Consider the following 2,272-nt stretch of genomic DNA (forward strand, 5'->3'; position numbering starts at 1 on the left):
ACCTCCGGTTGCGGTGATTTCTACCGCAGCCGTCTGTCTCATCGAACCGTGCCGCACCCCAATCAGGCCGAGGTTGTAGCCGGCAACGTGGATCAGATAACGCTTGTGCAGGTTCTCCCGCCCGCGCAGCCAAGCACGCCGCATGCCACCGCGGTCCAGAATGAGCGCGAAGCTCCGCTCCACCACCTCGGCGCGCAGCTTGAACGCGACGTGGGCTACGCCGGGCAGCAGGCGAGTGCGGTTGTTCACGACGGCGCGGCGGGCCGCGTCATCGCCGTGCCAGCGCGAGAAGCCGTCGCGCTTGGGCTCGGCGATCCGGGTCTTCCACGGCCCGTCGTCGAGCGTCTTCAGCACCTCGCGCGAGTGATATCCTTTGTCGGCCACCATTTCGGCAGGCGCCTCGGCGCTCGGCGCCGCCTCGACCGCGGCCAGGTGCCGGGCGGCACTCGCCAGGGTGTCGGGCAGGGTCGCGGTGTCGCCCCGGTCGGCACTGTGCATCTCGGCCGCGACCACCGCGCCGGTGTCGAGATCCAGCGCGTGCTCGGGCTTGTAGGCCAGATGCGTGCGGCCGTCCTTCAGCTTGGCGATCCGCGCATCCGGATCGGTCGGACTCTCCTACTCGGCGTTCGACAGCGTCTTGCCCTTGCGCTTGCGGTCCAGCCGGATCAGGTCCTCGGTGGTCGGCGTCTCGATGCCGCTCTCCTTCGCCATGCGCACCAGCATCTCGCGGTAGCTCTCGCCACCGTCGCGCCGCACGATCGCCCGCAGGGCGGCGTTGGCCTCCATGGTCGAGGCGTCCACTCCGATCCGCTCGCCCTTGATCAGGCCACGCTCGGCCAGGCGTTGCAGCACCCAGGTGAACACCGCGTCGTGCACCTCGAGTGGCAGGCGGGCGCGGGTGCGCGACAGCCAGGAGTGATCCGGTACCGGCTCGCGTTCGCCGAGGCGAAGGAACTCGCGGAGCGACAGACTGTCGGCACAGCGCCACTCCAGGCCGCGCTCGCTGTCGATCCCTTCGAAGTAGCCGACCAACAGCATGCGGAAGTACCGCCCGGGCGGCAGCGAGGGTCGGCCCTGCCGCGCCGCGTAGTAGAGTGCGCACTGGCCCTCAACGAAGCCGTCGAACCCGGCGCTGAGCAGTTCGGCCTGCAGTCGGTCGTAGAACGCGTGCCCGGGCGAGCGCGGCATCTCCGCCCAGGTCACCAGCAGATCCGATTGCCGGCCCTTCTGCCGTCCCAGCGCCATGCCACACCTGCCGCTCGCGTCCTGGGGCGAACGGAATCAAGCCACGGCCACTTCGTCAACGGGCTGGTAGGGGCGAGCCCTCGTTCGAGGGCGGGCCACCATGCCGTTTAGGGCCAACGCCGACGGGACTGCCGCAGAATTGGGGGTCTGCCACCGAGAGCGGGTATGCTCTGGCTCGTTTTCCGCGCTGAGGTAGTGCCGACGTGGCCTGGATCGTAAGACTGGTGAGTGTTGAGGCCAACGGGACGGAGCACAGCACCGACGTTCTGCAGATCTCCAGGCCCGACACCCTCGCCGACCTGGCCAGCCTGGGACTGACCCTGGCCGAGAGCAAGCAGCTCCTGGCCGGGGTGCAGCAGGAGATCCGTTGCCGCGCAGGCCCGTCTTCATGCCGCGCTCCGCCCGGAGTGCCGGGACTGCGGCACCCCGTGTCGGATGAAAGACTATCGTCAGCACGAGATTGCAACACTGTTCGGTCAGGTGACGGTCCGGCTGCCCCGTTTCCACTGTGCCGGATGCGGCTACGCCGAGGCTGGCGTGGACTGGCCACCACGTGTCCGCTCAATCCCGGAGCTGGACCGGTTGCGCGCCCAGCTCTCTGCATTGCTGACCTACCGGACCGCGGCTGACCTGCTCGGTCAAATTTCCAGTCGATGCGGGCTTGGATCCGGAGAGCTTGCGCCGCCATACCTTCAAGGTCGCCGAGACCTTGCCGATGCGACCCGCAACCGAGACGCCCGCCAGTGCCGGCGCCGAGGCGGTCACGGTGACCTTGGACGCGACCTTTGTCCGCAGTTGCGAGGACGGCGAGCGGCACCTGGAGGTCCGGATCGGCAATGTCGAGACGGGAGCAGGAGGAAGGCAGGTTTTCGGTGCTGTGGCGAAGACCGCCACCGATCTCGCGGCGCTGATCCGCGGTAACCTCGATGCGGTTGGGCGGACACCGGATACGGTGCTGACCGCGTTCACCGACGGCTGTCCAGGATTGCGGCGCATCCTCCTCGACGCTGGCGTCGATAGCCTGCCG

The 2,272-nt window shown here is 68.4% G+C and carries 3 protein-coding genes; 1 reads left to right on the forward strand and 2 read right to left on the reverse strand.

Translation table 11 applies throughout. The features are described from left to right. Positions 1-588 (reverse strand): transposase (locus Q7A36_RS39410; protein ID WP_370655804.1); only part of this gene is annotated, 588 nt, incomplete at its 3' end. Between the two features lie 27 nt (positions 589-615). Further along, positions 616-1,245, reverse strand: coding sequence for a transposase (locus Q7A36_RS39415; RefSeq protein WP_305109251.1), 630 nt, complete (start codon positions 1,243-1,245; stop codon positions 616-618). 676 nt (positions 1,246-1,921) lie between these two features. On the opposite strand from Q7A36_RS39415, the gene Q7A36_RS39420 reads away from it, so the two are divergent. Then, positions 1,922-2,272 (forward strand): hypothetical protein (locus Q7A36_RS39420; protein WP_305109252.1); only part of this gene is annotated, 351 nt, incomplete at its 3' end.

Origin of the sequence: Paracraurococcus lichenis (assembly GCF_030657435.1) — a bacterium.
In the GTDB taxonomy this organism is placed as follows: Bacteria; Pseudomonadota; Alphaproteobacteria; order Acetobacterales; family Acetobacteraceae; genus Paracraurococcus; species Paracraurococcus lichenis.

Coding starts and splice junctions, on each gene's coding strand:
- Q7A36_RS39415 (WP_305109251.1), bottom strand. CDS start 1,245: ATGGCGCTGGGACGGCAGAAGGGCCGGCAATCGGATCTGCTGGTGACC.